This window comes from Thermogutta terrifontis (assembly GCF_002277955.1).
Taxonomy (GTDB): Bacteria; Planctomycetota; Planctomycetia; order Pirellulales; family Thermoguttaceae; genus Thermogutta; species Thermogutta terrifontis.
In genome coordinates this window covers 4,126,087-4,152,157 of the sequence record NZ_CP018477.1, presented here as the reverse complement: position 1 = coordinate 4,152,157, position 26,071 = coordinate 4,126,087, and the positions used below count along the sequence as shown (strand labels likewise).

15 protein-coding genes are annotated in these 26,071 nt (G+C 57.0%); 6 read left to right on the top strand and 9 right to left on the bottom strand.

Going from position 1 to position 26,071, the window contains the following annotated elements; all coding sequences use genetic code 11:
* The first annotated feature begins 79 nt into the window (after positions 1-79).
* The 3 genes from THTE_RS15255 (at position 80) to THTE_RS15245 (ending at position 6,101) form a co-directional block, all read left to right on the top strand.
* Positions 80-4,300: a hypothetical protein gene (locus THTE_RS15255; RefSeq protein WP_095416244.1), complete on the top strand. Its 4,221-nt coding sequence runs from the start codon at positions 80-82 to the stop codon at positions 4,298-4,300.
* A 291-nt stretch (positions 4,301-4,591) separates the two neighbouring features.
* Positions 4,592-5,059, top strand: a complete 468-nt coding sequence (locus THTE_RS15250) for a hypothetical protein (RefSeq protein WP_157732148.1) — start codon at positions 4,592-4,594, stop codon at positions 5,057-5,059.
* 61 nt (positions 5,060-5,120) lie between these two features.
* Positions 5,121-6,101, top strand: a complete 981-nt coding sequence (locus THTE_RS15245) for a DUF1559 domain-containing protein (protein WP_095416242.1) — start codon at positions 5,121-5,123, stop codon at positions 6,099-6,101.
* Between the two features lie 141 nt (positions 6,102-6,242).
* Here THTE_RS15245 and uvrA read toward each other — a convergent pair whose 3' ends face one another.
* From uvrA to THTE_RS15210, 6 genes are all read right to left on the bottom strand, one after another.
* Positions 6,243-9,128 (bottom strand): excinuclease ABC subunit UvrA, encoded by a 2,886-nt coding sequence (gene uvrA / locus THTE_RS15240; RefSeq protein ID WP_095416241.1) that lies wholly within the window; start codon positions 9,126-9,128, stop codon positions 6,243-6,245.
* Between the two features lie 94 nt (positions 9,129-9,222).
* Positions 9,223-10,083, bottom strand: coding sequence for a thioredoxin (trxA, locus tag THTE_RS15235; protein ID WP_095416240.1), 861 nt, complete (start codon positions 10,081-10,083; stop codon positions 9,223-9,225).
* Positions 10,084-10,630: 547 nt separating this feature from the next.
* Positions 10,631-12,184, bottom strand: a complete 1,554-nt coding sequence (locus THTE_RS15225) for an Hsp70 family protein (protein WP_095416238.1) — start codon at positions 12,182-12,184, stop codon at positions 10,631-10,633.
* A 407-nt stretch (positions 12,185-12,591) separates the two neighbouring features.
* A complete protein-coding gene (locus THTE_RS15220) occupies positions 12,592-14,541 on the bottom strand; it encodes a YgiQ family radical SAM protein (RefSeq protein WP_095416237.1) in 1,950 nt (649 codons plus the stop codon).
* A 68-nt stretch (positions 14,542-14,609) separates the two neighbouring features.
* Positions 14,610-15,665 (bottom strand): serine hydrolase domain-containing protein, encoded by a 1,056-nt coding sequence (locus THTE_RS15215; RefSeq protein ID WP_157732147.1) that lies wholly within the window; start codon positions 15,663-15,665, stop codon positions 14,610-14,612.
* A 208-nt stretch (positions 15,666-15,873) separates the two neighbouring features.
* Complete coding sequence (locus THTE_RS15210; protein ID WP_095416235.1) at positions 15,874-16,110, bottom strand: hypothetical protein; 237 nt, start codon at positions 16,108-16,110, stop codon at positions 15,874-15,876.
* A 302-nt stretch (positions 16,111-16,412) separates the two neighbouring features.
* On the opposite strand from THTE_RS15210, the gene THTE_RS15205 reads away from it, so the two are divergent.
* A complete protein-coding gene (locus THTE_RS15205) occupies positions 16,413-16,691 on the top strand; it encodes a ferredoxin family protein (RefSeq protein WP_095416234.1) in 279 nt (92 codons plus the stop codon).
* A 102-nt stretch (positions 16,692-16,793) separates the two neighbouring features.
* Complete coding sequence (locus THTE_RS15200; protein ID WP_095416233.1) at positions 16,794-17,291, top strand: hypothetical protein; 498 nt, start codon at positions 16,794-16,796, stop codon at positions 17,289-17,291.
* A 78-nt stretch (positions 17,292-17,369) separates the two neighbouring features.
* Here THTE_RS15200 and THTE_RS15195 read toward each other — a convergent pair whose 3' ends face one another.
* The 3 genes from THTE_RS15195 to csrA form a co-directional block, all read right to left on the bottom strand.
* Positions 17,370-20,495, bottom strand: coding sequence for a flagellin N-terminal helical domain-containing protein (locus tag THTE_RS15195; RefSeq protein ID WP_095416232.1), 3,126 nt, complete (start codon positions 20,493-20,495; stop codon positions 17,370-17,372).
* Positions 20,496-20,918: 423 nt separating this feature from the next.
* Positions 20,919-24,035, bottom strand: a complete 3,117-nt coding sequence (locus THTE_RS15185) for a flagellin N-terminal helical domain-containing protein (protein WP_095416230.1) — start codon at positions 24,033-24,035, stop codon at positions 20,919-20,921.
* A 378-nt stretch (positions 24,036-24,413) separates the two neighbouring features.
* Positions 24,414-24,653, bottom strand: coding sequence for a carbon storage regulator CsrA (gene csrA, locus THTE_RS15180; protein ID WP_095416229.1), 240 nt, complete (start codon positions 24,651-24,653; stop codon positions 24,414-24,416).
* Positions 24,654-25,155: 502 nt separating this feature from the next.
* Between csrA and THTE_RS15175 the strand changes: the two genes are divergently transcribed.
* Positions 25,156-26,037, top strand: a complete 882-nt coding sequence (locus tag THTE_RS15175; RefSeq protein WP_157732146.1) for a hypothetical protein — start codon at positions 25,156-25,158, stop codon at positions 26,035-26,037.
* Positions 26,038-26,071 lie beyond the last annotated feature (34 nt).

Below are 26,071 nucleotides of genomic sequence, written 5' to 3'. Positions count from 1 at the left end.
CGCCGATGGTGAGGACTCCCGCAGGGCGGAGCAGGCGAGGATTTGCGGCGTGTGTGGCATCGCATGGAGGCGATCCCGTATGCCGGTGCGGATTCTCATCAAACGGAGCGATAGCGGTCCGATGGACACAACACGAGGTACCGAACGGAGTCTGGGTGATCTCGAAAGGAGTACTGGCTTGAACGCACCGACTGTGTTCTTCCGCGGAGTGGCAGCGATCTGCCTGGCGTTCATGATGGTGAACGGGCAACTCTGGGGCCAAAACCCCACGCAATCGCCTGGGGTGGGCACTTCATCCAGTCCGGAAGTGCTCCGCCGCCAGTGTGACGACTTACTGGCTCGGGCGCGACAGGCGATTGCCGAGAGAAATTACGACGGCGCCGAACAACTCCTCCAGCAAGCGGAGAGTCTGGGAGTGAAGTATCCGCCGTTGTATCTGGGCGATACCCCGGAAAAGGTCCGCCGGGCTCTGGAAAACGCCCGGGGAAGCCGGGGGACCACCGCCGGTCAGGTGCAGGATCCCTTTGGTGCACGGAACCTCACCGAGTCCACCCCGGATCCGAAGACCCAGGCCAAGACATACGTCCGCAACGGTCGGATGGCCTTGATCCGTGGGAATCTGACGGAAGCGGCGCAATGGTGCCAGATGGCCGCTGCCCTTCCGGCAACTTTCGGTCCGGAAGAGGATTCACCTACCAAACTGGCGGAGGACATCCGAAAAATGGGCGGCCAGGTCTCCGTCGGCGCGTCCAGTACTCCACCGTCGGTCAACCCCCTGCCCCCGGTGGGTCAAATCACGCAGGTTGCTCCTCCCGCCAACACGTCAGGCAAGTCACCCGCCCAGATGCAGAGTGATCAATGGCTGCTGGAGGCGAGACGGGCACTTGCTTTGGGGGATGTCAAGACAGCGCGACGGTACCTTGACCAGGTGCGATCCCTCGGACTTACCTACGGGCGGTTTGAGGACTCACCCGAGCGGGTCGAGGCACTTATTCAGACCCATGAAAACCTGATGGCCCAAAAAGCCGAGCGGTCGCAAACTGAAGGCTGGCGTCGCTTGTATGCAAAACTCCTGTTGGAAGAGGCGGACGGACTGCTGCGGTGGGGTGACCTGGACGAAGCAGAACGGCTTGCCCAATTGGCCGCTCAACAGGGAATCACCTTCAGTCCGTTCGAGATGAAGCCGGAGACGCTTCTCCAGCGGATTTCTGCCGAGCGCACGCGGCGTGCCCAGGGGAGCGATCTGGCCGCACAAAAGCAGCGGGTGCTGCAGATTCTGGCGCAGGCTCGAGCAGCACTGGCCGCCGGCGATTTGAGCACGGCGGAAACGCTGGCCAACCAGGCGGCGATGCTCCGCGTGTCGGAAGGTGCCTTCAGCCCACAGGAAGACTCTCCGGGACGTCTCCTCGCTGATATCCAGCAGATGAAACAGCGTCTCGGTGTGCAGCCGGTCGGCGCGCAAGCCGTGGTTCCTGCCGCGGGTGCCTACAATGGGAATGTGGCAGCGGCTGCGGTTTACGATCCGACTCGTGACATGACCCGCAACATCCCAGCAGGCGTTTACCAGCAGGCACCGGCCACACCGGGCAGCCCGTTTAGTCCGGAAACGACCGCTCCTCCTGCCGGTGAAAGTCGTGGGATGGCGCTCGTGCGGCAGGCGGAAGAGGCGCTGCGACGCGGTGACCATGCCACCGCGATGGAGTACTTCCGCCAGTCCACAGCGTACTTCAACGAAATGGATCCTGTCACGGTCCAGCGGGTCCAGGACGTGCTCCAGCAGGAGGCCGCCCGCGCCGTCACCCAGGCTGCGACCAATCCTGGCCTGGCCGCACCGGATGCGATGACGCAGCAGCAGCTTGCCACCCGGCAGCTTGTGGCAGATATTTCCCTCAAGGAGTCGCAAGCGCTGAGCCTGCGGGAAAAGGATCCCGAAAAGGCTCTGCAAATCCTGCAGGAAGCTCGCAAGACTGTAGATAACGCGACACTGGATCTCAACACCCGGGATCAGCTTCTGCGGAGACTCGATCGTCAGATCGCAGACTTCCAGTATTACCTGGAACAAAATCGTCCACGCATCGAGCGTGAGAAGAAAAACCAAGAGGTTACCCAGAAAATTGCCGCGGAGCAGCAATCCAACCTCGATCGTCAGAGTAAGCTCGCCGAACTCGTAGAGCAATACAACCAACTCATGCGCGAGCAGCGGTTTGCTGAGGCCGAGGTCGTGGCCAAGAAAGCGGCGGAATTGGATCCCGACAATCCGGTGACCAAGCAACTCGTACTCAACGCCCGGTTTATCCGCCAGTACAGCGAGAGCATGGCCATTCGGGATCAGAAGGAGCAGGGATTCCTGGCCCAACTGGCATCGGTGGACAAGGCGTCGATACCTTTCGATGACTCCAATCCCTACGTGATGCCAGACGCCAAGTCCTGGGCCGACCTGACGAAGCGCCGCTCCAAGCTTGCCGAGGCCGGTCGTCAGCGCTCCGCCCGGGAGCTGGAAATCGAACAGAAGCTCAACACACTTGTTATGCTGCAGTTCGAGAACGCACCTCTCGGTCGGGTGCTGGATTACCTCGCGAAGCTGGTGGACGTCAACATCCACGTGGATCCAGCCGGTCTGGCCTCGGAAGGCGTCACCACGGACACGCCGGTGACGATCAGCCTGACGCAAGAAATCTCGCTCAAGAGTGCCCTGAACCTTGTGCTTGAGCCGCTCCATCTGTCCTACGTGATCAAGGACGATGTCCTCAAGATCACAAGCGAGCAGTACCGCCGAGGCACCGTGTATCCAGTCGTGTACAACGTCGCCGACCTGGTCTCTCCCATCCCCAATTTCAGGGGCGAGGTAAAGACACTTGCAGATTCCTACAGCACGGCTCTGGCCCAACTGGGGGTCAATCAGACGGGCTCACCGCTAGCACCCGTTGCCGTGGTTGCGACCCGCGACGGCTCCAAAGCGACGGCCGGTGTCAACCCCTCGATTCTCGCCCAGATGTCCACGGCCGCAGCACACGCCTCTCCCGGCGGGACAAATGCCCCGATCACAACCGGCCCTGGGGGAATGGGTGGTGCTGCTCTCGCCGACTTCCAAAGCCTCATCGACCTCATCGAAACCACGGTCGCTCCCGATACGTGGGACACGGTCGGCGGCCCCGGTTCAATTTCTCCCTTCCCCACGAACCTGAGCCTGGTCATCAGCCAAACCCAGGAGGTTCATGAGCAGATCTCCGATCTGCTGGAGCAACTCCGCCGCATGCAGGACCTTCAGGTCACGGTGGAAGTTCGATTCATCACCCTCAATGATAACTTCTTCGAACGGATCGGCGTGGACTTCGATTTCGACATCGACGACAAGATCGACGGCCGTCGCGGTGTTCGCTTTGGGCAGATCGTACAGCAGGGTGATCCCACTGGCGACGCCGAAGAACAGCTTGACATCCGCGATCTGCGTGACCGCGACAGCGGCAAGGGTGTAACGGTGGGTCTGTCAGCGCCCAACGTGTTCAGCGCGGACCTCGACATCCCGTTCCGCCAGGGGAGCTTCAGCCTCGCAGTTCCTCAATTTGGCGGCTATGACCCGACCGCGGGTGCCCAGCTCGGATTCGCGATCCTGAGTGATATCGAGGCCTTCTTCTTCATCGAGGCTGCACAGGGTGACCGGCGGTCCAACGTGCTGCAAGCCCCCAAGGTGACGCTCTTCAACGGGCAGTACGGCATCGTGGCCGACCAGTCCACCAGCCCCTTCGTGATCAGCGTGATCCCGGTGGTCGGAGACTTCGCGGCCGCTCAGCAACCCGTGGTCACCATGGTTCATGAAGGGACGTTCCTCACGGTGCAACCTGTGGTCTCACAGGACCGGCGGTTCGTGCGGATGACGATCATCCCCTACTTTGCACGGATCAAGGACGTGAACGAGTTCACGTTCACAGGGTCCGAAACCACCACGGAAAGCACGTCGGCTGAAGGAAATCAGCAGACACCGAACGACAATACGAAGAACGCCAATTCGCGAAGCACCACCCGCTCCGGCACCACCGTTCAGTTGCCGACCGTTGCCTCCTTCTACGTGCTGACAACCGTGAGCGTCCCCGACGGTGGAACCGTCCTCCTCGGTGGAATCAAACGATTGAGCGAAGGCCGTAACGAGTTCGGCGTGCCCATGCTCGACAAGATCCCCTACATCAACCGCCTGTTCAAGAACGTGGGTGTCGGGCGTGAAACCCAGAGCCTCATGATGATGGTCACGCCGCGGATCATCATCGCAGAAGAAGAGGAAGAAAAGCTCGGCATCACGCAATAACACGCAGCCAAGCTGACGTCCCTCCTCCGAGCCGGGTCGTCGGTCGCAAGACCGGCGACCTTTTTTCTTTACTTTGGAACACAAAACGGCAAGCATTGATTACCTTGTCAACACACGCGCAAGTTGTTTATTTTTTCACCAAAAAGTCTGACATCTTGACTGCTACTTTACGCCTGAGCATATTGTGTGGTTGTGTACCCGTCCGATCACTCCCCCGATTGGATGCACGCCGCCCACCGGTTGTAGTCCCCTTGTTCATCCGCGTTTGCTAGTTGCGAGGAGAAGCCACGGATGTGTCTACGTGTTGGTCGCGCTGGTGCATTAGCACTATTATTTTTGGCCCTCGCCCCATTGATTCTCGGCTGCGGAAAAGGGAGACCCAGGCTCGTTAAAGTGTCTGGACAGGTTTTTATCGACGGTCAACCGCTTGCAGCGGGGGTGCCGGGCTTCATACGGGTGGTGCCTGAAGGGACTCGGCCCGCCACCGGTCAGATTGACCCTCAAACCGGAAAATTCACACTGACGACTTTCGAGAATGGTGACGGCTGCGTGCCCGGTACGCACAAAGTCGCTATCATCCTCAACGCGATGGTCGGACAGGAAAGTGTCTCGCTCATTGATGAAAAATATGCCGATCCTGAGACAAGTGGTCTGACTGTGACCATCGACAAGCCGACCGACTCGCTCCGGATCGATATCACCGGCCCACTCAAGAGGGTCCAGGCAGTCCCGATCTCCGACGATCCAAACAAATTCTGATCGCCTTACCTGCGGTTCGTTGTTCCCGTTTCCCGTAATTGTTGTTGAGTGGAGGTCTTGTATGCTGTACGTCACAAAGTGTCGCCAATCGCGGTCTCCTGGCTTCACACTTGTGGAGCTTCTCGTCGTGATCGCCATTATTGGGATTCTCATTGCCCTTCTATTACCGGCCGTACAGGCCGCCCGGGAAGCGGCACGCAGATCCCAGTGCACGAACAACTTGAAGCAGATCACGCTTGCTATGGCTAATTACGAGCAGGCCGTGAAATCTCTGCCTCCGGGTCGAATGGGGTCAGACTGTTCGGATTACTATGGCCTCGCCCCGACTTCAGGTGCCAATGCTGTGCCGGATTACAAGCGCCAAGGGACCAGCGGCTTCGTCATGCTGCTTCCCTATTTGGAAGCGAAAAACATTTACGACCAAATCGGTTTCCAATTGGGGGCCATCGCACCGGCAAACTGCGGTATTGGTCCTTCAACAACGGGTTGGTTGAATCTTATTCCCAACTACGATCAACTCTTCCGCACCCGGCCGCAGGTCTTCGTGTGCCCATCATCCACGGACGAGCCACTTTATTCGGTAAACAATCCGACGCCCGTCTATTCTACGGGTTGTTACGCGCTGTGCTCTGGTTCGATCGGCCCCAGCCAGGGCATTAGCGGAGCTGTTAAAGCCGGTAACACGGGGATGTTCATGTACATTCGCTCTCTGAAATATGCTGACTGCACGGATGGGTTGAGCAATACATTTTTCGTCGGTGAAGTGATCAAATCTCACACAGCTGAGGGTGTGAATCGCTGGTGGATCGCAGGGCGACACACAGATTCGTTGCGGACTACCGACAATCCCCTCAACACCCCACCGGGACAAGGGGTGGTCTACGGCTCCAATAACGGGGCCTTTGGAAGTTTTCATCCCGGTGGTGGGAATTTTGGGTTCGGTGACGGTACGGTCCGGTTTATTTCGGATACGATTGACTTGGCCGTTTATCGCGCCCTATCCACCCGAGATGGTGGTGAGACCAACACCGGCGGATACTGAAATCCGATCCGGTTTGGCCGGATTAAGAGTGAATAATCAGGCCCCGATCCTCTGCGAACGGGGCCGTTTGTTTTGTCGATTCCGCGTCGGTTTAAAACTCTTTCTTCCGCCGCGCGACCACCTCAATCAGCCGATCGTATGCTAGCTCCGTTTTAGAATTGGAGCCAAATAGCGGCCGGTAGGGCTGTTCGGATGACGGGCTAAATCCTCGGGCGTTCCCATCGCCACCACGTTGCCCCCTTCGCGGCCCCCCTCGGGCCCCAGTTCGATAATCCAGTCGGCCGATTTGATCAGGTCCAGGTGATGCTCCACCACGACCACAGTGTTTCCTGCGTCGACCAAGTGATGCAGCACGGAGAGAAGCCGCCGTACGTCATCCTTATGAAGGCCGGTGGTCGGCTCGTCGAGAAGGTACACCGTTTTTCCCTGGCGTCCTCGAGCCAACTCGGTTGCCAGCTTGATTCGCTGGGCTTCCCCGCCCGACAGCGCCACGGCTTTTTGCCCAAGCTGAAGATAGCCCAGCCCGACCTCCCGCAGGCATCGCAGAACCGTTTCGATGGCGGGAAAATTTTCGAAGAAGTCCAGGGCTTCCTCTATCGACATCTCCAATACGTCGGCGATGGTCTTGTCCCGGTAACGAACCTCCAAGGTTTGGGGATTGAATCGGCGGCCGAGACACGCCGGGCAGGTCACGTACATATCAGGCAAAAAATCCATCTCGATCTTCTGTTGCCCCAATCCCTGGCATACGGGACAGCGACCGGCCGGATTATTGAAGCTGAATCGATCAGCCCGAAATCCTAATCGGCGGGCATCACGTGTGGTGGCAAAGACCCGTCGGATCTCGTCAAACACCCCAGTATAGGTCGCCACGTTACTGCGAGGCGACCTGCCAATGGGTGTTTGATCGACATCCACAACCCTGTCTACGTTTTCGAAGCCCCGTATTTCCTGATATCCGGCGCCCCTGCTTCCCAGGCCGAGGAGCGCCCGTTTTAAGGCTGGGGCAAGAGTCATACTGAGGAGCGAGCTCTTTCCAGAACCACTCACACCCGTGATGCAGATAAACAGTCCGAGCGGAAATTCAACCGTGATATTCTTGAGGTTGTTCGTGGTGACCCCTACGAGAACAATTTCACGCCCTGGTTGTGGCTGACGACGCCCGGTGGGAATGGGAATAACCTCCTGGCCGGCAAGGTAACGCCCCGTCATAGAGTGGGGATGAGTCATGATGTCGGCCACCGTTCCCTCCGCGACAACCTGTCCTCCAGCCGGTCCAGCGCCAGGTCCCATATCAATCACCCAGTCTGCCGCCCGGATGATAGCTTCATCGTGCTCCACCACGATGACCGTGTTTCCACGATCGACAAGTTGACGGAGGCTGGCAATGAGGCGGTCATTGTCCCGCGGGTGAAGCCCAATCGATGGCTCATCCACGATGTAACATACGTCGCTTAATACGGCGCCTAACCCGGCTGCCAAGCGTACTCGCTGAAGTTCCCCCCCGCTTAAGGTTTCGCCCCGTCTATCCAGCGTGACATAATCGAGTCCCACCTGATTGAGAAAATCCAACCGATGCACGATCTCCTTAATGATCGGCGCTGCCACGCTCTGCTGATACGGTGGAAGACTTAGCCTTTCCAGAAAGGCACGCACCTCTGGAATCGTCCATGCACAGAGGGCGTGAATGGGTACCCCCTCGATCATCACAGAGCGTCCAAGCGCACCGAGACGTGCCCCCTGACAGGATGGGCAGGCCACCTGGGACCGATACGCCGCCCATTCACGCCGCTGCCAGTCTTCTGCCAACAGCTCATATTCCACTTCCAGAAGCTGGAGAAGGCCCACGAATTCTGTGCTTCGGGTTCGACGCGTGGGTTGTGAATTTGCCGGGGATCTGTCCGAATTCTGATCGGAAGGTCGGGCCCCAAAAATGAGCTTTGCACGGAACTCTTCGGGAATTTTTTCCAGCGGCGTTGACCAATCAAATCCGCCCTGCTTCATGAGTCGCTCGATCTTTTTTGCATGATGCTTCAGTTTAGCGCGGGCATCTTTCCACAGTCGCACCGCCCCGTTTTCCAATCCTCGCGAAAAGTCGATCACCAGGTTGGGATCAAATCGATCCACCACACCAAGGCCCTCGCACTGCGGACACGCACCGTGAGGACTGAAAAAGCTGAGAGTTCGAAGATCGACCTCGGGGTAAATTTCACCGCAGCGAGAGCAACGCCGAACAGTGCTGAAAACCTGGTCCACCCAAACGGGTTCACCGCCTTCTCCCGCAACTTCGTAAGAAACAATCGCCTGCCCATCCGAAATTCTGAGGGTTGTATGAAGCGATTCACGCAGCCGCGTTTCGACGGCGGGCTTGATGATCACGCGGTCGACCACTACTTCCACGCGGCACTGTCCCTCGAGAGTTTTGGGCGTGAGGTCGTCCAGATCGCATAATTGCCCATTAAGCCGAACCCGCGGGAACCCCAATTTGCGGATTGTGGCCACTAATTCCGGAGCCTTTCGCGATTTCTTGATTGGAATAGGAGCCAAAAGGATGAGGCGTGTGCCTTCGGGAAGGGACAGAATTGCCTGACAGATTTCCTGGGGCGATTGACTGACGACCGGCACCAAACATTTAGGACACTGGAGTTCGCCCACCCGCACGTACAGAAGGCGCAGGAGGTCATACACTTCAGTGAGAGTTCCCACGGTGCTTCGAGGTGGTGGGGGACCGCCCCGTTGATCGATGGCCACCGTCGGCGGTAGTCCCTCCACCCAATCCACATCCGGGCGTTCCAGCTGTGGAATGAACCGCCGCAGGTGCGGCGTCAGTGTCTCCAGGTACTGGCGCTGTCCCTCGGCGTGGAGTGTGTCAAACGCCAGGGAGCTTTTCCCCGAACCGCTCGGACCGGTGATCACGACCAGACGGCCAAGCGGAATCGAAACATCCACGTTTTTGAGATTGTGAACCCGCGCGCCGCGGACATTGATGAGAGTTGCCTCCACGCTCAACTCATCCTTGTCGGGCATAACCAATACCGGTCCAGCGATGCCCTAAAACAGGTTTTCAAAATAGCGACGACACGCAACCCAGTTTGCCAAACACGCTTGTTTTCTAATTTTTTCAAAACAGTGCCATTGTCAGACGTCGGCGATACTCTTCTGTCAGAGGATGAATGGCCCCGAGGATGCTGAAGATCTGAAGCATTAATTTTCGGGCTTCTTCCTTCGGCTCACCCTGGGCTGTTTGCACCACACGGAGTGCTTCCTCTAAAGCCTCTTGGTAACGGAGGGTGGCAGCCAGGGCACGGGCATATTTCAGGCGGAGATTCAAATCCCCTGGGTTGGCCACGACCTGGGCTTCCAAGGATCGCAAATCGGTTGTCTCACCCGAGTCCGCAAGTTCCAACTCCGCCCGCAGCTTTTCCACTTCCTCCGACGTCGCTCCCAGATCGCTCAGTTCGTTGAGCAAGGATTTGGCTTCATCGTACCGTTTCTGCTTTGCGAGCAGTCGTGCCAGACCGATCCGCCCGGGAATGGACTTCGGATTCCGCGAAATAGCTTCGCGGTACTTGGCCTCCGCTGATTTTGGATCACGATCGGCCAGGGCATCGGCCTGTGCCACTAGCGCTTCGTCTTCCTGCGGAAGTAATTGATCCAACCAAGCCCTCAGCTCGGATTCCGGCAATGCTCCGGTAAAATAGTCCACCACGCGTCCATCGCGCAGTGCAAAGACGGTTGGAATCCCCTGGACGTGAAACACGGCTGCCAGTTCCGGCATTTCATCCGTATTGACCTTCACCAGGACGAAAGCCCCTTTTTTCTCTCGAGCCAGTTTTTCAAGCAGGGGTCCCAACATCCGGCATGGCCCACACCACGGCGCCCAAAAGTCCAACACCACGAGAACTTCTTTGGAACGTTCCAGGACGTCCTGTTCGAAGGTGGCAGTGGTCGTTGAGATAATCCACGGGCAGGTCTCGCTCATCTTGCATCCTCTCTGGTAAATTCACATTGGCGCCTTTCCAAGTTGGCGCTGGTTGCACGCCAAATGGAGGGCACGCGATAGCGCGCTTCCAAGGTCTGTTTCCACAGGCCGAAACTGACATCCGATCAACCAGCGACGCAAAACTTTATCATACCACCATTGCTGTGCCTCAAGCACCCTCACAAGCAACTGAGCCATCCCCACTTTTGGAAAAACCGGCAACACGCCACGGGCCCAACGTGTCGTAGGGCCCATTCATGAATCGCCCCTGCCGTTTAACCAGCAATGCAACCAAGCACGCGGAGCCCGGTCGATGAGATGGACGGTCCAAACCTTGGAATGTGACCTGAAAAGCGGCTTTCCAGGACAAATGCTTCGCGGGGGCATGCTTGTCGTGCCCGCCGGGAGGCCATGCATAGTGTGACACTGCGAAACGGATCTGACAAGTAGATCCCTCCACCTGCCCGTGAACAAGACGCGCAACTTCCTTTGAAGAATGACGGCGACGCAGCGTGCAGACCCGTTTGTCCTATGGGCGACGAACAATTCATCGGTAATCCGTTGGTTCTTTACCACTGATAAATCGGCGCCAGCCGTCCAGATGTTCTTTTGTCAGAGCCCTTTCCCGCTGGAACTCCGCCACAACTTCGCGATCCACCTCCGGCACGCGGATACGGACCTTCAGCCTGCCGTTCGCCCGATACTGGAAGATGACCTCCACCGGCCACCCCTTTGGGAGATTGGGCGGCAAATCGTGGACACGCACCTTGCCGATTTGACAGCAGTCCTCTGGCTCGGGACTTTCTCCTTCGACGATTTCAACCAGAATGGAGCGCTGATCAGACTTGTGCGTGCGGAACCTCCTTTTGGCGATAATCGGAAGACGCGTATTGCGCGGGATAATCGTTCCCACTCTTCGACGCCGTGTGAGCGGGTCCCACCCCACCACTCCCAGACTGTGTGAGTTGACATTCCGGACCTTGTACCGCGGCCGTTCACCCCGTGCCTTTCCCAGTAGCCACCCGGCGTGGAGGGCCGCCCCAAGGGCCACTGCCTCATCCGCGGAAATGGATGTATCCGGTTCTTTACCGGAGAGTTCGCGGATAAGATTGCGGACCATCGGCATCCGTGTTGATCCCCCCACGAGGAGAACCCGATCGATATCCCCCCAATCCAGACCGGCTGCCTTAAGCGCCTGAAGCGTTGTAAATCGCGTGCGATCGAGGAGGTCCCGGGTGGCCTCCTCAAATTCCTCCCGACGCACCTCGACGTCCACCGTCTTAGTTCGATACTCAAATGGTATGACCGTTTTTGTACGGACCGATAAAGTCCGCTTGGCTTCCTCGCAGGCCGACCACAATTTGCCCCACAGGCGAACATCTTCCCGGGGATCGAACCCGATCTGACGAATGATTTTTTCCGCCACCAGGTCAACCAAACGTTGATCCCAGTCCCATCCGCCGAGTCGCACATCTCCATCAATTGATAGCGTCACGTACTCGTAGCCTCGAATCTCCATCACCGTCACGTCGAAAGTGCCACCTCCCAGATCGTACACGAGCACCCTTTCGGGTTTGATGTCGCTTGATGGCGTATTCAATTTGCCGGACTCATAGCCGAAAGCCAGAGCAGCGGCCACCGGCTCGTTGATGATATCCATCACTTCGAGCCCTGCCATATAACCGGCGTCCTGGGTCGCTTTCCTCCGCACCTCATCAAAATAGGCAGGCACGGTGATAACGACATGACTGAATTCGCCAAGCTGCTGCGCCGCATCCTGCCGGAGTTTATTGAGAATAAATGCCTCAATTACTTCCGGCGGGTAGTACTTGCCTTGTAGGGCCTTGTGATAGACCTTGTAGCCCACATCCCGTTTGGAACATTCGGCCGCCTGACTCGGCAGGCGGGCAAAAGCTTTGAGGGCTTCGCGGCCGACGATCACCTCTTCCCCGTCGAAGTACACGACACTCGGCGTGAGTCGTTCCCCTTCGGCATTGACGATCGTTTCCGGATGGCCCTGCGCATCCAAGTAGGCAACGACGGAGTAAGTCGTGCCCAGATCAATACCCACTGCGGGAATTCGCTCACCTGAAATAGTCATAGGACTTTAATACCAAAACGAATCGAATAATGTTGATACCCCTGCAGAACCGGCAGCCCGTTCGCCCGGAGAGTTTTTCGGCTCGGGAAAGTCCTACCATTACACCCTACTTCCAGTATAGGAACACATGGGAACCTTTCCCACTGTACTCGTTTTCATGAAGCGATGGCCGCGACGGCGTGCTCTCAAGAGCATCTGCATTTCATCACAGATAGACGCTGCAGTGGCCCGGGTAAGCTCGTTAGGACATGACGGAGCCTCCATTTTTCCGCACGGTTGCAGCCGTACCTGGGAGACTTGCAGTTTCACAACCAGAAGCCGCGATGGAGCGCGTCAAAGCGGAGTCGCCAGCGGACCGGTCGAGAGGCAGCCGACACCGTGGCAAATTTCGGATTCCCCCACGCGGATCAGCTTTTCTTGGTCGTTCTACGCCGAAACGTCTTTCGGTGCGGACGATAGCCCGCCACGGTGGCCTTCATTCCGGTCGGATGCTCAGCCCCTGTTCTCTCGTGCTGGCTTTTTCGGCGGGCGACGAGGGCTTCTTTCGGCGGGCGCGACGGGATGAGACATTGAGGGCCACTCCCAATCAAATCTGTTCTGCCGGCCAGTTGGAGGGCCTCGCGAACGAGAAAATAATTCTCCGGTTTCCAGAATTGAAGGAGTGCCCGCTGGAGCCTTCGCTCGCGTTCGCCACGCGGAACGTAGACTTTTTCACCGGTCATCGGGTCGATACCGGTGTAATACATGCACGTGGCAATATCAAAGGGCGTGGGCATGAAGTCCTGAACCTGCTGGGGGCGATACCCAGTGCGTTTGAGAAACTCCGCAAGGCGGATCATCGCCTTAAGATCGCAGCCAGGGTGACCCGAAATAAAATACGGCACCAGATATTGTTCCTTTCCCGCAGCGCGGGAAAGTTCGTGAAATTTCTTCGCAAATCTTTCAAAATCCTCGATGCTTGGCTTTTTCATCAGGCGTAATACATCGGGATCGCAGTGCTCGGGGGCTACTTTAAGGTGGCCGCCCACGTGATAACGCACGAGATGATTCATGTAAGCAGGGCTTAACTGAGCCAGATCCATGCGGATTCCCGAAGCCACGTACACCTTTTTGATACCCTGCACATGTCGCACTTGCTTGAGGAGTTCAATGAGCGGTCCGTGGCTGGTATTTAAAAGCTTACATATTGTCGGATGGATACAACTCAAACGGCGGCATTTTTCCCGAACCTCCGGACGGCTGCAATTCATCCGATACATATTTGCAGTTGGACCGCCGATATCACTGATGACGCCTTTGAATTCGGGGTCCTGTTTTAACCTTTCAATTTCCTGAATAATCGACTGCGGTGACCGACTTTGAATAATCCGACCTTCGTGGGCGGTGATGGAACAAAATGTGCACCCACCAAAACAACCCCGCATAATTTGGACGGAGTGTTTGACTACTTCAAATGCGGGAATGGGTTCGTCGCCATACAGAGGGTGGGGCCGCCTTTGGAAAGGAAGCCCGTACACCCGGTCCATCTCCTCCTCCGTTAATGGAAACGCCGGTGGATTAATGACTACAGCTTCACGATCATGGTATTGCACAAGGCGCCGGGCATTGTAAGGATTGGTTTCCAAGTGAGCCATCTTGGTCATCCGCGCAAAAGCTTCCTTGCTTGCTACAACCTCCTCGTAGGACGGCAGATAGATCGCATCCTCCGGAGGCTTTTCTGAAGCACCCAGCCGGTAGGCCGTACCCCGAACGTCCCGGATATTTTTGATAGGCTCTCCGGCAGCGAGTCGGCGCAAAATCTCCAAAAGCGGACGCTCACCCATTCCGTAGACGAGAAGGTCGGCCTTGGAGTCGAGAAGAATGGATCGCCGTACTTTGTCGCTCCAGTAGTCATAGTGGGCGATGCGACGCAAACTGGCTTCCACTCCTCCCGCAATCACCGGCACGCCCTTGTAGGCCTCCCGCGCGCGTTGGCAGTATGCGAGCGTGGCGCGATCCGGCCTCAAACCAATTCGGCCTCCAGGACTGTACGCGTCATCATTCCGCACTTTGCGGTTCGCCGTGTAATGATTCACCATGGAATCCATATTCCCAGCACTAACTGCGAAGCACAGCCGCGGACGCCCAAACTTCTTCCAGGGCTCACATGAATGCCAGTCCGGCTGGCTAAGAATCGCCACCTGGTATCCTTCGGCCTCCATCAGCCGCCCCAGCAAGGCCATGGCGAAACTCGGGTGATCCACGTAGGCGTCGCCTGTTACGAATACCACGTCCACATAGTCCCAACCCCGAGCTTCCATTTCCTCTCGGGTCATGGGGAGGAAGTTCGTGAGGTCTTTCTTTGGAATAGCCGGCATAGTATCTTTACTCGCCTAATATTGTGTCTCAAATAAACCCAGAAAAATGCTCCACCACTGTGATGTTTTTAACCGCGATCAGGAGACCATTCACTGAAAATCTGGTCCACCTGGCGAAAAGCTTCTTGCGCCTCTGGCCCCGCATGCTGGACAAGCCACACAAGGATCGCGTCCTTCCGCCGATCCGCGAGGGTGTTGGTTCCATGCGAGCCACCGTGACCAAACACCGGACCATTGACCACAAAACCCAATCCATAACTGTTATCAAGTTCCGGCCTGGTCTGACGCGATGTCATTTCTCGCACGGCGTCTTCCGATATAAGCCGTTTTCCTTCAAACGTGCCATTATTTAAAAGCATCTGATAGGACTTTACCAAGTCAGCAGCCGTAGAGAACAATCCGCCCGCTGGAACCGGATACCGGTTTTGCCTGTCATCGAGTGGATAGGCCAGTTGGTCGATTTGAACGGATACAAGCTCTTTCGACTGAGCATCATACCGATATGCTCTGGCCAGCCGGGAAAGTTGCTCTTTGTCAGGCCAAAAGGTTGTGTCTTTCATTCCAAGTGGTTCGAAGATCCGCTCTTTGAGAAATTCTTCGAACCGTTTTCCGGTGACCACTTCCACAATTCTTGCAGCCGTATTGATACCGGCGTTGGAGTACTGATAGCGGCGACCAGGGTCAAATTCCAGCGGCGTCATGGCATAGCTTCGTACCCGGGCAGCCAGCGGGAACACATCCAACGTGGGTACCTCCAGCGCGGATCGAAACGGGAGTCCACTTGTGTGCGACAGAATATCCCGAACAGTGATTGGCCGTGAAGGCCTCTTGAGAAGCACGCGGTTTTCAGCCGCTTCCGCAATCAACCACTGTCCGCGGAACTCCGGGAGATACTTTTCCACCGGATCGTCGAGCTGAACACGGCCCTCATCCACCAGGATCATCAACGCGGTGGCCGTGATCGGTTTCGACTGCGACGCAATCCAGAAAAGGGTATCGGCCTGCATTGGCCTTTTCGCGTCGACGTCCGCCCAGCCAAGTGTGATGGTATGGATTATCTTATGCTTGTCAGCCACAACCATCACGCAGCCCGCGAGTTGGTGATTGACGATGAAAGGACGCACCGCACCCTCCAGCCGAGCCGGCAAATCATCCTTTCCGAGTGCCGGTCTCACTGGAAGGAAACTGCACGTGATCAAAACCGCAGAAAAATAAAGGATTATATGCCAACCTTGCCCAGCGGGCTTTCGCCGTATCATTGTTTGAACCACAAAAATGTCTTCTCCTAACAAATTCCACGTGGCGATGGAAAAACGGGTAAGCCTTGCAGTTTCATTCTACCCCTTTGCCAATCGGCAGGTTGGGCGGCACGCCGTATTTTTTCTGGCGGGCGCGTCCCCACGGGCAGCCACCGGCTGTCAAAGCGAGCTCCAATCGCTGAACCCAGCGGGCCCAGCGAACTCCTTTTCGAGCCCGCACACAGATTGGGCACCACTTTTCGCAGAACTCAGGACTGAAGACGGCCGCAAGGAAGCGTTTTATTAGCGGCGTCCGATGCCTGGCATGCATGGCATTTCCTCTCGGTTTAGAATAAAACGATCTGGTCTGAGATTCGCGTATTCAGTAATTTGTAGCGATCCAGCCGCGACAATCCGATGCCGGCAAAGGGCGTCTCGCGAGCGGCATTTGGATGGGTTTGCCCCTATTTCCGCAATAGCGCACTCGTTCCTTGACATTGATTTTTTGCCTCCATAATATGACATAAAGCGCGCTTCGTCGCGGGAGGGGAAATTCCTGCGAACCCGTCAGAGATACAATATTGCGGCGTCCAACGGTTCGTTGATCTGTCTGCAATTGCGGAGAAAATCGGTATGACACACGTCGTTTGTAAACCATGCTATGGGTGCAAGTATACGGATTGTGTGGTGGTTTGCCCGGTGGAGTGCTTCTACGAAGGGGAGATGATGCTTTACATCCATCCGGATGAATGCATCGACTGCGAGGCGTGTGTCCCCGAATGTCCGGTGGACGCCATTTTCCTGGCTGACAATGTTCCCGAGGAATGGAAAGAGTACATCAAGATTAACGCGGAAATGGCTCCCCAGTGTCCGAAAATAACGGAAAAAAAGAAACCCCTTTGCGAAGCCTGACGCCAATCTCAACGACATCCGTAGTTCGCCTGGGCGACGGGTAGTTCGCCTCGGCTATGGCGAACTGCGATTGAGCCTCCCCGCTTTTAGGGGATTGCAAGTATGAGCGGCTGGGCAGAATGGAGTGACGTGACTTTCCCCTGGGCGATCGTAGCCGCAGGGGTTATTTTGTTGGCATGGCAGGCCCGTGCTTGGTCAGTGCTCTCAAAGAGGGCTACATCCTCCGATTTGGAGTTTCTTCGTCGGCGATTTTACCGGCGTGCCCAGATCAGCTTTCTTATGATCGTGCTTGGCCTGCTCCTTTGGGCGGGTCGATTGATGTTCTCCAATACTGAGCACCCCGTCTGGGCCATCGGCTATTGGCTGGCGACCGCCCTTCTCACCATCTGGCTGGTAGTCCTTGCCACGGGCGATCTTCTTGTTGGCGTTTATCATTTTAATCAGCTCAAGCACCGCAGCGACCTGGAACAGGTCCGGCTGTCACTCCTCGCAGATAAACTGAAGCGGATTCACGGAAATGGTAAACATCTCCGGGGCGGTGGCTCCAGCATCTCCGCGGAGAACACCGGAGATGCCCGAGCTTCTGACGGGTCCGGTTAACTGCCGCTCTCGCTTCATTCACGCGATTAACCCGACTTTGTCAGTAATATGGCCCTATGCGGCGAGCAGTTTCATTGTTCACCCACCGCGAAGGAGAGCCAACACCGCTTGCGGGTTGTTGTTGGCAATAGCCAGAACCGAGACACCCGATTGGACGAGAATTTGCGCACGGGTCAATGCTGCGCTTTCGGCAGCGAAGTCGGCATCCCGGATTGAGCTTTCCGCCGCTGTCAGATTTTCCAACGTGTCATTGAGGGAACTTATATTGGTTTCCAGTGTGGTTCGCTGGAACGCTCCCAATCGACCGCGCAGTGTGGTGATCTGGGCAATGACTTCTTCAACCACAGCGGCTGCGCCGTTCACATCGCGGGTAAGGGACTTCGCACCACCTGATCGCAATTCGAATAGCCGGCCGGCAACCCCCCCGAGTTTTGCCGTGTTCACACTTTGTATACCCAGGCGGGCCTGCTGGTTGGAGACAACATCGGGGCCGAGCTGGAATTGCGCCCCACCGCCCACAATGCGGAATGCGGTCATTGTGCCGTCTGCCAGACTTTCTGAAACACTGAATGACAGATCGAGCGCGGCTGTATTGATAGACGCCCGAAGTCCCTTGCCGACTGCCGCAATCCCGTTCACCAGAACCTGCACGTCCGTTCCCGCGCTCCGCGTCGCCTGGTTTCCGTCGCGGTCCGTTACAGTGAAGCTTGTCCCATTGAGGGCCTTCACAGAGACGAAAGCATCTGACCCGAACTCGACCGCCTTGAAAACCAGTCCTGTGGTCGCCTGTTCTTCATTTCCAATGAGGGGTGCCCCGTCAGCGGTGCCAACATCGACAACACCACCGGAAAGTTCAGCAAAATCCGACACAGTGACGGCACCAGATCCGTCACTACCTGTGGCGAGGCTGGCGGTGAACAACTGGCTGGCCACGGCATCATTGTTGATTGCCGCAATCACCTGGTTCGCCGTGCTCACACCACTCTGAATCCCCACCGTCAGCGTCTTCGTCGCCGCATCCCAAACCACCGTCTCATTCCCCGCCGTCGCCGTGTCCTCAAACACCAACCGCACCCCATTCCAATCCGCCCCAGGCGCCACCGCCGTCAACGTCAACCGCGCATTCTTCCCATTCACCGCATACGTCGTCCCACTCGCCTGCGCCTCCTGCAACTGCGTCCCACTCGTCGCAAACTCCAAATCACTCACCGTCGGCGCAAGCTTCCCACTCCCATCACTCCCCGCCACATTGCTCACACTGATCCCTAATCCACTCAATAACCCCGCATTCGCCGGATCATTAAAGTAATTAATCAAATCCTGCGCCGTCGTCGTCACAATCCCGTCCGACGTCGTCGCCAAATGCACTATCACCGTCCCCTCACTCACCACGCCCCCACTCGTCCTCCCCGTCATCGTCGCACTCAACACCCCACTCCCATTACTCGTCCCAAAATTCTCCGCCCGAAAATACTTCCCCGCATAACTGTCATTGTTCAACAAATTCACCGCCTGCTGCGCCGTAAACCCCCCACTAATGTCCACATTGAACGTCAGCGTCTTACTCTCCGCATCCCACACCACCGTGTTGTCCGTACTGTCATTAAACACAATCTGCACCCCATCATACGCCTCCCCCTTGTACCGCGCCGTAATCTTCAACGTACTGTTCGCATTCACCCCCTGCACAATCGCCGACGAAAACCCCTCCACCCGCGGGTCCGTCGTCAAATCCACACTCAAACTCTCCCCAGGATTCGACACAAACCGAATCTTCCGACTCCCCTCCGGCCCCAAAAACTGCAACCGATTGTTCGCCTCCACACTCCCATAGTACGCATACTCCTGAAACGGACTCACCACCCCATACCCATTGTCCCCAGCCGCTAAACTCGCCGTCACCACCGCACTCGCCGCCGAACTGTTGATCGCCGCCACCACATCGTTCGCCGTCGCAATCACATCACCCCCCGTCACCCCCCCACTCAACGTCACACTCGCCGCCGCAACCGTCCCACTCCCGTCCGACTCCCCATAATTCGCCGCCGTAAACAACGCCCCCACCGCCGCATCATTGTTGATCAAATTCACTATGTCCTGCGCCGTATCCGTCGCCGTCGCCGTAATGCTCAACGTCTTCGTCGTATGGTCATAACTCACACTCTGCGATGCACCAATCGTCAACTGCACATTCACCCCGTTAAACTCCTCCCCCTTCACCTTCGCCGTGATCTTGATCGCATTGTTCGTCCCCGAAGGATCCAACACCCCACTCGCCGCCTCCCACTGACGGGTGCCAAGGCGAACCTCCAGCACCGCCGGACTGCTTCCACTGGCAGGCGTGAAGTTGACCGTCGTAGCAGCCGTGGCGTTCTTGGTGTACTTGACTCTGACGTTACCCGCCGCTTCGCCCGCCTGATTGGCGGTGATGATCACGTCGTTGTGTGCCCCCACACTCGACGCCACAACGCGTCCTGCGGTGGCTTCCTTTTGTACCTCTGCGATCACCCCCGTGGCGTCGGACACAAGATTGATCGCCTTGGCCATGTCCTCGACGGAACTTCCGGCTGCAAAGGTGAACGCTTCAAAACCCTGCTTACCACCGATCTCCAGAACCACGTCGTTGGCCACGGCCCCAAAGGCGTAACGCAATTCTGCTCGGGTTGCCTGTTTCACGACAGTCACGTTGACGCCAATTTCGTTGTTGCTACCGAAATTCGCCTGATCAATTTGCAAATCCCGAATCGCTGAGCTGTCCACTCCCTCCGTCACGAAATCGAGGCTACCATCCAGCAACCGCCGTCCCTGGAATTGCGTCACCTGCGCAATTCGGTCAATCGCTTCCAGTGAAGAATCGATCTGAAGCTGATTCGCCGCAATCTGCTCCGCACTCAACGCGCCCTTGTTGGCTGCTTCAGAAACCAATCCCCGGATGTCGTTGAGCAATTGGCTGACCTGGCCCAGGGCGCTGTCGGCTGTGGCGATCATCTGGCTGGCCCGCTGGCTGTTCACAATCGCCCGCTGAATACTCGTGATGTCGCTTCGCAGCGTTTCACTGGCAATCAAGCCTGCAGGGTCGTCCTTGCCCGAGTTGATCCGCAAACCCGTGCTCAGTCGGGTGAGTGCCTCTTGCAACTGAGCCTGAGAACGAGCCAAGGTCTTCTGAGCCGTCAACGAGCTGATGTTCGTATTGATCCGGGTCATGGGACTCCCTTCCTCCTGACTCCGTACTTGCAATGCACGTGGCTATGATCGCCGGCGTCTATCTCCAAGGGCGCGCTGGCTGTGGGGCTCAACTCCCGATTTCCATGGCAGGAGTTCCTCGCGGAACCGTCTGCGTGACCCTCTTTCGCTTTTATCGAAAGGATGACTTGAAGGGGTTGAAGCCAATTGACCAAAACGCGCAGTTTTTCCGATGTTGCGATCCTTATCGGAAATAAGGTAGCGAAACCAAGGAAACTTTGTGGGCCCAACCTGATAATGTGTGGTCGTCAGAGGAATGCCGTGGTGTTCGAACTGCACCCCTGCGCAAACAGAAACGGCCGATCTGGACTGATCGGCCGTGTTCCTCTTCCCCATCCCTCTCTAACGCATCAAGCGTGAGAGGGTTTGTCTATGTCACCCGAATTACCGCAGCAAGGCGAGAACTGCCTGCGGATTCTGGTTCGCAATGGCCAGCACCGACGTACCCGATTGGACCAGGATTTGGGCACGGGTGAGTTTCGCGCTTTCCGCCGCGAAGTCAGCATCGCGGATATCGCTTTCCGCCGCGGTCAGATTCTCCAGCGTGTCGTTCAGGGCGCTGATATTCGTTTCCAAAGTAGTCCGCTGGAACGCCCCCAACCGACCCCGCAAAGTGGTGATTTGCGAGATCACTTCATCGACCACAGCGGCTGCGCCGATCGGATCATTGGCCAGCGACTTGGCACCGCCAGATCGAAGCTCGTTGAGCCGACCTCGGGCACCGCCCAGCTTGGCTGTATTGACACTGCGAATTCCAATACGCGCCTGCTGATTGGACACCACATCCAGACCAAGCTGGAAGAGCGCACCGCCACCCACAATGGAGAACGACGTCCTGGTTCCGGCCGCGGCGTTCGGGTCGATGGTGAAGGTCAGATCCAGCGAGGCCGTGTTGATGGACGCGGTGAGACCTGAGGTGACGGCTTCGTAGCCGTTGACCCGAATCCGAGCGTCGGCACCCACCGCCCGATCTGTTACTCGCCCACTGGCGTCCGTCGTCACGAACGTGCCGCTGAGTGCCTTCACCGAGACAAAGGCCTGGCTCCCGTAGTCGGTCGCCTCAAAAGTCAGACCAATGTTTTCGGCATCGCTGTTGCCCACCAGGGCCACCCCGTACTGGGCCCCAACGTCCACAACGCCTCCCGAGAGCACGGCGAAATCGGAGTCGGTCACAGCAGCAGTGCCGTTGCTGCCTGTGGCGAGGCTGGCGGTGAACAACTGGCTGGCCACGGCGTCATTGTTGATTGCCGCAATCACCTGGTTCGCCGTGCTCACACCACTCTGAATCCCCACCGTCAGCGTCTTCGTCGCCGCATCCCAAACCACCGTCTCATTCCCCGCCGTCGCCGTGTCCTCAAACACCAACCGCACCCCATTCCAGTCCGCCCCAGGCGCCACCGCCGTCAACGTCAACCGCGCATTCGCCCCATTCACCGCATACGTCGTCCCACTCGCCTGCGCCTCCTGCAACTGCGTCCCACTCGTCGCAAACTCCAAATCACTCACCGTCGGTGCAAGCTTCCCACTCCCATCACTCCCCGCCACATTGCTCACACTGATCCCTAATCCACTCAATAACCCCGCATTCGCCGGATCATTAAAGTAATTAATCAAATCCTGCGCCGTCGTCGTCACAATCCCGTCCGACGTCGTCGCCAAATGCACTATCACCGTCCCCTCACTCACCACGCCCCCACTCGTCGTCCCCGTCATCGTCGCACTCAACACCCCACTCCCATTACTCGTCCCAAAATTCTCCGCCCGAAAATACTTCCCCGCATAACTGTCATTGTTCAACAAATTCACCGCCTGCTGCGCCGTAAACCCCCCACTAATGTCCACATTGAACGTCAGCGTCTTGCTCTCCGCATCCCACACCACCGTGTTGTCCGTACTGTCATTGAACACAATCTGCACCCCATCATACGCCTCCCCCTTATACCGCGCCGTAATCTTCAACGTACTGTTCGCATTCACCCCCTGCACAATCGCCGACGAAAACCCCTCCACCCGCGGGTCCGTCGTCAAATCCACACTCAAACTCTCCCCAGGATTCGACACAAACCGAATCTTCCGACTCCCCTCCGGCCCCAAAAACTGCAACCGATTGTTCGCCTCCACACTCCCATAGTACGCGTACTCCTGAAATGGACTCACCACCCCATACCCATTGTCCCCAGCCGCTAAACTCGCCGTCACCACCGCACTCGCCGCCGAACTGTTGATCGCCGCCACCACATCGTTCGCCGTCGCAATCACATCACCCCCCGTCACCCCCCCACTCAACGTCACACTCGCCGCCGCTACCGTCCCACTCCCATCCGACTCCCCATAATTCGCCGCCGTAAACAACGCCCCCACCGCCGCATCATTGTTGATCAAATTCACTATGTCCTGCGCCGTATCCGTCGCCGTCGCCGTAATGCTCAACGTCTTCGTCGTATGATCATAACTCACACTCTGCAATCCACCAATCGTCAACTGCACATTCACCCCGTTAAACTCCTCCCCCTTCACCTTCGCCGTAATCTTGATCGCATTGTTCGTCCCCGAAGGATCCAACACCCCACTCGCCGCCTCCCACTGACGCGTGCCAAGCTTGACCTCGATGAGCCCCGGCGTGCCGCCGCTGGCGGGCGTGTAAACCACCTGGGTGGTTGCGCTATTGTTCTTCGTGTATTTGATCCGAATATCACCGGCCGCTTGGCCAGCCTGGTTGGCGGTAATGATGACGTCATTATTCGACCCAAAGCTGGAGGCTGTAACCCGACCGGCCGTCGCTTCCTGGTGCACAACGGCGCGAACTCCCAGCGCGTCGGACACGAGATTGATTGCCTTAGCCATATCCTGGATCGAGCTTCCCGCCGCGAAGCTGAAAGCCTCAGCACCGTCTTTTCCGGCGATCTCCAGGACCACGTCGGTGGCCAATGCACCATAGTTGTACGTCAACTGGGCCTTGGACGCCTGCGACACGATATCCACATTGACGTCGATCTTGGATAGCGACCCGAAGTTGGCCTGATCGATCTGCAGACTGGTAATCTTTGAGCTGTCCACGCCGGAGGTGATGAAATCGAAGCTACCGTCGAGGAGCCGCTGACCCTGGAATTGTGTCACCTTAGCGATTCGGTCGATTGCCTCCAGCGAAGAATCGATCTGAAGCTGATTCGCCGCGATCTGCTCCGCACTCATCGCACCCTTGTTGGCTGCCTCGGAAACCAATCCCCGGATGTCGTTGAGCAATTGGCTGACCTGGCCCAGGGCGCTGTCGGCCGTGGCAATCATCTGATTCGCCCGCTGGCTGTTCGTGATAGCCTTTTGAACAGCCGTAATATCCGCCCGGAGAGCCTCGCTTGCAATCAATCCCGCCGGGTCGTCTTTGCCGACATTGATCCGCAAACCGGTGCTCAAGCGGGTAAGAGCTTCCTGCAATTGAGCCTGAGAACGAGCCAGAGTCTTCTGAGCCGTCAACGAGCTGATGTTCGTGTTAATCCGGGTCATGTCTGTTACCCTTTTCCTTAACGTAAGAGGACCAAGCCAAACTCTGTTTCCTAACCGTTAGCTCACAATGGGAGCAACTGGACCGGTTTAGCGCGGGTTTCAAAGGCCGGTGTTGATCCCTTATGAGCTCCCCTCCACACCGTTCTCAGCGTGGAAGACGGATGAACCGTTTTTCGTCCATTCATCGCTCTATCGAGGCACATCGACTGGGATGTTCAGGCACTTTAGGTAATTTACACCGGCCTGCCAAACCCAAATCGATTCCTCTTTTGTTCGCTTCGGCAGAAAAATGTAGGTTACAAAAACGAAACCGGCCACAAGACGTGGGAAGTTTTCGTCTCGTGGCCGTAACATCCGCACAGCCTGTACAACCGTTATTTACCGGTTGTTTTTTTCCTCCTGTGAGGGCGTTTGCGATTCGGCTTTTGACGGCGTTTGAGCGGCTTTCTGCCTTTTTTCGCGTTGAATAGCCTCGTACACCTCGCGACGATGAACACTCACTTCCGGGGGCGCCTCGATACCCAGACGCACCTTATCCCCGCGAATATCGACCACCGTCACGACGATGTTGTCCCCGATGATAATACTCTCGTCGCGCTGGCGAGAAAGGACAAGCATCGTACACTCCTTTGTATCATGGTTTGTCCGTCCGAAATGCTCCAACTTTCAAGACGCTGCACTCGCCGAGCCCCACAGGGCACGTCAGCGCTGCTCCTCCTCGATCCCGAATATCCTCTGACTTATCGCTTCGGCACAATTCGCAAGTGGGGTGAATGACACTTGCCGAGCAACGATTGTATGGAATGTGATGAGCGCATCGGGCGGGTCGTGCTCTTGAGCTGCGTCCCCGTCAAAGGTTCACTCGTCCCATGACGGTTTAAATCCCTTGATAGAGGTCCCCCAGTTTGGATATAAACTGTGGACTTGCGGGATGTGACATACGCTGGCGCGCCTGATCCATCCCCACTTGTGCAAAGACTGCTGAGATGACATGGACGCAATTTGTGGTAGGGGCAATACATCAATCTCCCCTACCGTCAGGACCCTCTGAGTTGAATCCCCACTCCCACACCTTCCCGTGTGGACGTCAGTGTCCCCATCGGCGGAGGAAACTGGAGATGTGTCAACCGGTGCACCCGTCATAGTTTTCGCTATGAAAACCGTGGTTTTCTTTGTTTCAGATTGCCAGTCTGAACTTGCTCTACCGCTCACTGCTGAGGGAGACGCGTCGATAGCGGTACACACCTTTTCCGCCTTGGAAAAAGTTATCGACACCGTAAGAACCAGACAGATATTTCCCGACTGGTTGATTCTTTTCCAGGATCGGCCCGGCCAGTTTTCCCAAGCTGACCGATATACTCTCCACCGGTTGACACCCCTCACTCGCTGGCTTGTCGTCCATGGGCCCTGGTGCGAGAGTGAACCGCGCACGGGCACACCTTTGCCGGGCGTCCTGCGGCTGTCGTGGTCTCAATGGCGTGTTGTAGCGAAGGACCTTCTTCAGCTTTTGCAGAATGAAACCAATCCCCTCAGCGCACTGCCCCCAACCGCAGGTGAAGAAGAAATCCATTTAGCCCGCTCACAATTACCCATTCCTACTTTGCCGCACATAGAAGCGCCGCTTCAGATAGCTCTCATTGGAACGTATCCCGATGAGCTCCTCTGGATCAGGCAGATGCTTGAGCGGTGGCCCGTTGAGGTGTTGATGACAACACCAGAAGCAGCCCTAGTGAACTGGCATCCTGTCAGGGCAGCTATTTACGACGTGCAAGCGGCGAATGCCGATGAACTTCGTCAGATTCGGCGGCTCATCGTCAGGTCGTATCGAGCCTCCCCTCGCGGTTGCGGCTGGGTGCTTCTGGCAGGCTTTCCCATTTGCGAGGACTACCAGTTCATCCAATACTGGCCGCGGATATGCGTGTTACCGAAGCCCACACAGCACTGGGATCTGGTAGTGGGCTTACGAAGCGTGCTTCACGACTCAACGCCCGCAAGAGCGTGAATCCGCGATTTTCGGACGTGGCTATTCCCGCTCC

Excerpts from the sequence above, each read along its gene's own strand:
- THTE_RS15255 (WP_095416244.1), top strand. The coding sequence starts at position 80 with ATGCCGGTGCGGATTCTCATCAAACGGAGCGATAGCGGTCCGATGGAC.
- THTE_RS15250 (WP_157732148.1), top strand. The coding sequence starts at position 4,592 with ATGTGTCTACGTGTTGGTCGCGCTGGTGCATTAGCACTATTATTTTTG.
- THTE_RS15245 (WP_095416242.1), top strand. The coding sequence starts at position 5,121 with ATGCTGTACGTCACAAAGTGTCGCCAATCGCGGTCTCCTGGCTTCACA.
- uvrA (WP_095416241.1), bottom strand. The coding sequence starts at position 9,128 with ATGCCCGACAAGGATGAGTTGAGCGTGGAGGCAACTCTCATCAATGTC.
- trxA (WP_095416240.1), bottom strand. The coding sequence starts at position 10,083 with ATGAGCGAGACCTGCCCGTGGATTATCTCAACGACCACTGCCACCTTC.
- THTE_RS15225 (WP_095416238.1), bottom strand. The coding sequence starts at position 12,184 with ATGACTATTTCAGGTGAGCGAATTCCCGCAGTGGGTATTGATCTGGGC.
- THTE_RS15220 (WP_095416237.1), bottom strand. The coding sequence starts at position 14,541 with ATGCCGGCTATTCCAAAGAAAGACCTCACGAACTTCCTCCCCATGACC.
- THTE_RS15210 (WP_095416235.1), bottom strand. The coding sequence starts at position 16,110 with ATGCATGCCAGGCATCGGACGCCGCTAATAAAACGCTTCCTTGCGGCC.
- THTE_RS15205 (WP_095416234.1), top strand. The coding sequence starts at position 16,413 with ATGACACACGTCGTTTGTAAACCATGCTATGGGTGCAAGTATACGGAT.
- THTE_RS15200 (WP_095416233.1), top strand. The coding sequence starts at position 16,794 with ATGAGCGGCTGGGCAGAATGGAGTGACGTGACTTTCCCCTGGGCGATC.
- THTE_RS15195 (WP_095416232.1), bottom strand. The coding sequence starts at position 20,495 with ATGACCCGGATCAATACGAACATCAGCTCGTTGACGGCTCAGAAGACC.
- THTE_RS15185 (WP_095416230.1), bottom strand. The coding sequence starts at position 24,035 with ATGACCCGGATTAACACGAACATCAGCTCGTTGACGGCTCAGAAGACT.
- csrA (WP_095416229.1), bottom strand. The coding sequence starts at position 24,653 with ATGCTTGTCCTTTCTCGCCAGCGCGACGAGAGTATTATCATCGGGGAC.